Annotated in this window: 5 protein-coding genes; 4 read left to right on the forward strand and 1 reads right to left on the reverse strand. The window is 36.7% G+C overall.

Going from position 1 to position 6,098, the window contains the following annotated elements; all coding sequences use genetic code 11:
• Positions 1-557 precede the first annotated feature (557 nt).
• Together AB204_RS19585 and AB204_RS19590 are read left to right on the forward strand one after the other, a co-directional pair.
• Positions 558-1,853 carry an aminotransferase class I/II-fold pyridoxal phosphate-dependent enzyme gene (locus tag AB204_RS19585; RefSeq protein ID WP_084728637.1) on the forward strand — a complete coding sequence of 432 codons (1,296 nt, stop codon included), beginning with the start codon at positions 558-560 and terminating at the stop codon, positions 1,851-1,853.
• A 159-nt stretch (positions 1,854-2,012) separates the two neighbouring features.
• Complete coding sequence (locus AB204_RS19590) at positions 2,013-4,781, forward strand: non-ribosomal peptide synthetase family protein (RefSeq protein ID WP_047965069.1); 2,769 nt, start codon at positions 2,013-2,015, stop codon at positions 4,779-4,781.
• 81 nt (positions 4,782-4,862) lie between these two features.
• On the opposite strand, the gene tnpA is transcribed toward AB204_RS19590, so the two are convergent.
• Entirely contained in the window at positions 4,863-5,054 is a 192-nt protein-coding gene (gene tnpA, locus AB204_RS19595) for an IS200/IS605 family transposase (RefSeq protein WP_268802312.1), read from the reverse strand.
• A gap of 411 nt (positions 5,055-5,465) precedes the next feature.
• Here tnpA and AB204_RS19600 point away from each other — a divergent pair, with 411 nt between their 5' ends.
• Positions 5,466-5,777: a hypothetical protein gene (locus AB204_RS19600; protein ID WP_152671587.1), complete on the forward strand. Its 312-nt coding sequence runs from the start codon at positions 5,466-5,468 to the stop codon at positions 5,775-5,777.
• Positions 5,774-6,094: a lectin MOA-related protein gene (locus AB204_RS19605; RefSeq protein WP_047965071.1), complete on the forward strand. Its 321-nt coding sequence runs from the start codon at positions 5,774-5,776 to the stop codon at positions 6,092-6,094. Before AB204_RS19600 ends, AB204_RS19605 begins: the two co-directional genes overlap by 4 nt.
• The last annotated feature ends 4 nt before the right edge of the window (positions 6,095-6,098 follow it).

The raw sequence follows: 6,098 nt of genomic DNA on the forward strand, positions 1-6,098 counted from the left end.
AATATAGTTAATATGTTTTATATTAACTGTTTAACATGTTGTTTAATATAGTTATGAAAATAATTCACTCCATATGAAATAGTTTGGTTTATTTATTAGGAAGCTATTCTTATTATAATTTTTCCATGAGTTTTTGACTAAATATCAAGCTATTTTGGGTGTCATAAGTAGTAACCAGATATATTGAAATTTTCGCCTCAACTTGGCTTTTTTTCTGAAAATATTATAGACCCACGTGTCACAACACTTATGAAATATAGATCTATTCTCATAAAACAATTTCCTGTAATAGTAATAGATGATATGCCACCATAGTTTTATAAATTATAAAAATACATATATATCAAATAATTAAATGCACGGTGCGGTAGTAAAGAAACAGATTCCTAAGAACATATACCCAATGAATTTCAAGATGCAGCCAACAAAGTGGCAACTTGAAAGACGACGGGTATAGATAACTATGTGACTGAGAAGAGTAAGTATAGCTAACAAATCTGTGATTTGAAAAATGACTGTTATAGTAATTTCAACCTTATTATATTAAGTGGATATTAATGGAAAATATTTATTATCGAAACTTGCTAGTCTTACCACGGGATCCTGAGACAATTAAAGCCATTAAGTACAAGGCAGAAAAATTATGGGAAGAAGTACTCAGGTTAAACATCAACATAAATATAGCCAGAGGAAAACCGTCCACCAAACAACTAGAGTTATCTTTACCAATGTTAGAGTGGAATCCAGTTAATGATTTTCTTTCTGAAGAAAATATTGACTGTCGAAATTATGGAGAACCGGCAGGAATTTCTGAAATGAAAGCTCTCTTTGCTGGCCTCCTAGATATCGATAAAAGTAATGTAGTTGCTGCAGGAAACTCGAGCCTGGAAATTATGTATCAAGTTATTGCAGCACTCATGATTTATGGCCCAGATGATTCTTCACCTCCATGGTCATCTTATGAAAAGATAAGTTTCATTTGCCCTGTTCCAGGATATGACAGACACTTTAATATCTGTGAAGAAATGGGGATAAACATGATCCCAGTACCGATGAGAGATAATGGTCCGGACATTGATATCATTGAAGAATTGGTGTCTAAGGATGTGTCTATTAAAGGTATTTGGTGTGTTCCAAAATATAGTAACCCAACAGGAGTGACATATTCGTCAGAAGTCATAAGGCGTCTGGCAGGATTAAAAGCTGCAGCACATGATTTCAGATTATTCTGGGATAATGCGTACGCCGTCCATGACTTGACTGGTAAGGAAATAAAAATTGATGAAATAATATCTGTTTGTTCTTCAGAAGGTTATCCTAATCGACCTTATGTTTTTACATCGACATCTAAAATAACTCTACCCAGTTCAGGTATTGCTGCTTTTGCCTCTTCAGAATCGAATATAAAATGGTGGCTGGCAAGATCTGCGATTAGGACTGTGGGTCCAGATAAATTAAATCAGCTTAGACACGTTCGTTTCCTTCAATCTCATGAGAGGATCAAAACCCTCATGGTTTCACATCGTGAGATATTGGCGCCAAAATTTTCAACTATCATTAAAATCTTTAAAGAAGAACTAAGTCAATTTTCAATAGTAAATTGGAGTGAACCACTTGGCGGTTATTTTATTTCATTGGATATTCCAGATGGATGTGCGAAACGCACCGTGAAATTAGCAGCTGATCTCGGTATCGTATTAACACCAGCAGGAGCTACTTTTCCATATGGGAAAGATCCTCAGGATTCGAATATTCGTATTGCGCCTAGTTTCTTATCTACCGACGAAGTTTCACTTGCGGCTAAAGGGGTTGTAGCAGCTATTCTTATGGCTGTATCAGAGCGAATATCTTAAATATAAGTGGATTTCAATATAAGGGAGCTTTCTTTATTCTGTTTTTTTCAAGGTCATGCAAAAAGCTCTTTTGTCAGTTGTTTCGCTAACCCCTATTTTATTCATTAGCTGCACGGGATTAATAGGGAATTCCTGATACCATTTCAGAAGGTAATAGATATGCAATTAAAAGAGTCGAAATACGGCTGGACGCAACTTATGCACGCTAAAGATTTCGAATGGAAAATTATTCCATCCGATACTGTGTACGGTAGTCAAGCGCCCATAAAAACCTGTATTTCACGTAAGCCCGAAGGAGTGATATTCGAGTATTGTAATACCGAAAGCCTTCCTGGGCTTTTTTTCTCCCACGTTTTCAGAACACCAAACAATATTGCTGTAACGTTTGAAGATGAAGCCCTCAGTTATAACGAATTAGCAAACACCGGGCTTCATTTGGCAAACTACCTGCGTTACTTGGGATGTTCACCAGACGATTGCATTGGCCTGTTTACAGATCCCTCGCTTGAACAAATGATTGGAATTTGGGGTATTATTTTTTCAGGAAGCGCATATTCACCTTTAACACCCGGATATCCGCCTGAACGGCTAGGTTTCATGATTGAAAATGCTGCCATTAAAATTATTTTCACCCAAGAAAAATTAAAGAGTGAGCTTGCAAAGTTCATTTCAAAAGAAACCAAGATAATTACACTTGAGGATGTGTATGATTTTTCAATATCGAAAGGTCATACGGTATCAGCGCCTACAGTAATCAAGCTTAATCCCGAGAATCTTGCCTATATTGTTTATACTTCCGGTAGCACAGGGAAACCCAAAGGTGTACCGATTGAACATCGCAGCATAATTAATCAAATGCGTTGGCTTATGAGAATGGGATATCTGGGAGCCGATAAGACAATAATTCATAAAGCATCCATCAGTTTTGATGCTGCGCAGTGGGAAATGTTATCAATCTGTAGTGGCACTAAATTGGTTGTAAGTAATTTCGGGGTTGATAAAAATATATTCGATCTGATCGATAAAATTATTTCCAATAAAGTGACATTACTACAATGCGTACCTACTCTTTTGCAGGCACTTGTCAATAAGCCACAATTTTCCGAATGTACCTCGTTGACGCATATTCTATGTGGAGCGGAAAGCTTAACCAAGAAACTTGTACAGCAATGTTTTGACGCATTGCCAAATTGTATGCTGGTTAATTTATATGGGCCGTCTGAATGTACATGTAATGCTTCTTTCTATGAAGTTACCCAAGCGAATTTACATGTTGATGAAAATGTCGGAGTTCCTATTGGCATCCCAGTTGATAATACCCAATTCTATATCTTAGATGATGCTGGCTTACCGGTCCCTGACGGAAACATTGGGGAAATATGCGTCTCAGGGGTACAAGTCGCTCGCGGATATCTTAATCGAAGCGATTTAACCCGTGAGCGTTTTATCGAATATCCTATTGGGAATAATTTCGAGCCTATCAGGGTATATAGAACGGGTGATCTTGCGTATTTAGGCAGTGAAGGGGTCTATCATTTTGTTGGAAGGAGTGATACTCAGGTAAAAATAAATGGGCTGAGGATCGAGCTTGAAGAAGTCAAAATTGTTCTGGAAAGCCTCAATCTGGTAGAAAGCGCAGCAGTTTTGGTTAATGAAGGGCAACATGGGCGCAAGTATCTGGCAGCCTGCATACAAATTAGCGCCAATGAGAGTATATTTATATTGCAGGAAAAAATGAGTAGAGATGAACTGGTTTCATGTTTCAAGCAAAAATTAAGTGAGCTGATTCCAGGCTATATGATCCCAAGTGTTTTTGTTTTTGTTGATTCGATGCCGCATACAGTTAATGGAAAAATTGACATGCGAAAAATAAAAACTCTTATAGATGAACGTGATGTCGAAGAATTTATTCTTCCCAGAAACCCAACTGAGGAAGCTATTCTTGAAATATGGAAAAGAACTTTAGGGATTGAAACTATCTCTGTTACTGATGATTTCTTTGAGCTAGGTGGGAATTCGCTGAATGCTGTTGATATCATCTTGTCAATCAATATGCGCTTCAATGTTAAGTTGCCGTTTCATATTATTTTTACTGCCCCAAAAATTGAGGAAATCGCAGGAATTATTGACCAAGGACTTACCAAAAAATCTTCTCGATTGGTTTGTCTGCAATCTTCGGGGATGAAAACTCCGATATTTTGCTGGCCGGGATTGGGAGGATATCCCATTAGCTTAAGAATATTGGCCGAAAAAATGACAAGAGAACGGCCGTTTTATGGAATCCAGGCATTCGGAATCAATGAAGATGAGACTCCTTATAGCTCACTCAAAGAAATGGTATCTGCCGATATTGCAGAAATACGTAAAATTCAGAAAGAAGGGCCGTATCATCTTTGGGGGTATTCATTTGGAAGTTATTTAGCTTTTGAAGCTGCTTTTCAGCTTGAGGCAATGGGAGAAAAAGTGGAGAAGGTTGTCTTGCTTGCTCCCGGCATGTTGAAAGGATTATCCACAACAAATCCATCTGACGAATACAATAATAAGGAGTTAATTGCTCTGCTCTTTACCGTTTTTTCCCGCAATGTTGATGATCCTGATTTGCAAGCGTGTCTGGAAGCATCCAGTGATGAAGCTAGTTTTGTTGAATTTGTCTGTCAGAAATATTCTATCGCTAATCCTGAACTGGTCAGGCGCATCTCTAAAGTGGTCATCGAGTCGCGGAAAATTTCACGCGAGCTCAGTCGTAAAGCTCAAAAATTTATAGCTGCCCCGACATCCATTTTTAGTGCACTTAACGATGAACTTTCTGTTTTTGAGAAGAATGCAGATTGTTTCCGGGGAGGGATTGAAATTATAAAACTCGATGTCACTCATTTTGACTTCTTGGTGGAACCCGGCATTAACCATCTTGTGTCATTAATGAAATGACCAAAAAACGCAACAAGCCCATTCTTTGAGGACGAGGAAGGATAGCGCAAGCGGGCTATAGCCCGCTCAATGAGGGTGGCTCTATTCCTCAATATACCGTTTAATCACCTCAAGAGGAGCGCCTCCAACGCTGTCAGCAAAGTACGACGGCGACCAAAGCGTATCGTTTTTCCATGCCGCCTTATGGAGTTCAGGGAAGTACATTTTCATTTTCCGGCTGGACACCCCCTTCAGACTGTTAACCAGCTTGCTGCTTGCGGCGGGGTTCTTCATTGAAGTGAGAATATCACCTCTACGAGGGTGACTAAAATCAGTCTGTCACTTCACACATCAAATCGTGCTCAGAAACTCAAGGAGCTTGGATGGAGAAGCCAAGAGCATACTTAAACAGACGGTATTAAAACTTTATCCATATTTATACTTTACCCCGAAAAAATAGATAATACATAAAAATAAATAATCATTTAATGAATAATGAAAAACTTTATAAAAAAAAGAAAAATTTTAATTCTGTACTATACTAATAGTATAGAAACAATAAATACGAATCACATTCCTATCAATTTAATTATTGATAAAGTCAATTGTGAAAATTCATAATATAAGCAAACGCTAAGATAAGTCGTTTTAAGTATACGATCGGAAACAAGTTTATGAAATATGAATAATACAGGGTCTATGTATGTGAGATTTTCATGGTCCAGTCCTTGTACACAATCTATTTATGAAATTGGTGTTAATTTTAATAATAACAATAAATTAACCTCTGAAAAAACGCATCTTAATTTAACGACGAAATATCTCATAATATTTCACGGTAATCCAAACAAAGAAGATTGTCAGTTGGTAGCTGGTTTTAAAGAGAACGATTATGATCAATATTATCTTTATGCTAATGGTCCTGAAAAATCATGGAATTGGATTTATTGGGAGAAGGCAGGTGAAGCACCAAAAAATTTATTAATAAAGATAAGAGTAGAATATGTTGGAATATGAAAAAACAAAACTATGAAGCGGTTAATGATCGTATAATCAATGACATATATAAGGAATCAGAACTAATTAAATATACATTTAGAAATGATTCATTTACTAGTGAGGATTTTTGTTATGCATACAAATCGGAAGCGTCAAAGCATGCTTACAATAAAGGATTAATGCATGGTTATGCCATTGGCATAATATATTTCACTAAATACGATAATGCTATTTGTGCTGTTAATGTTTTTATTGATGCTTTGCTTAATATTTATATTTTTGACCCGGAATTTAATTTTATAAAAGAATATAAATATTGGAAAAATAAAAAATAACAAA

Source organism: Xenorhabdus khoisanae, from assembly GCF_001037465.1.
Lineage (GTDB): Bacteria > Pseudomonadota > Gammaproteobacteria > Enterobacterales > Enterobacteriaceae > Xenorhabdus > Xenorhabdus khoisanae.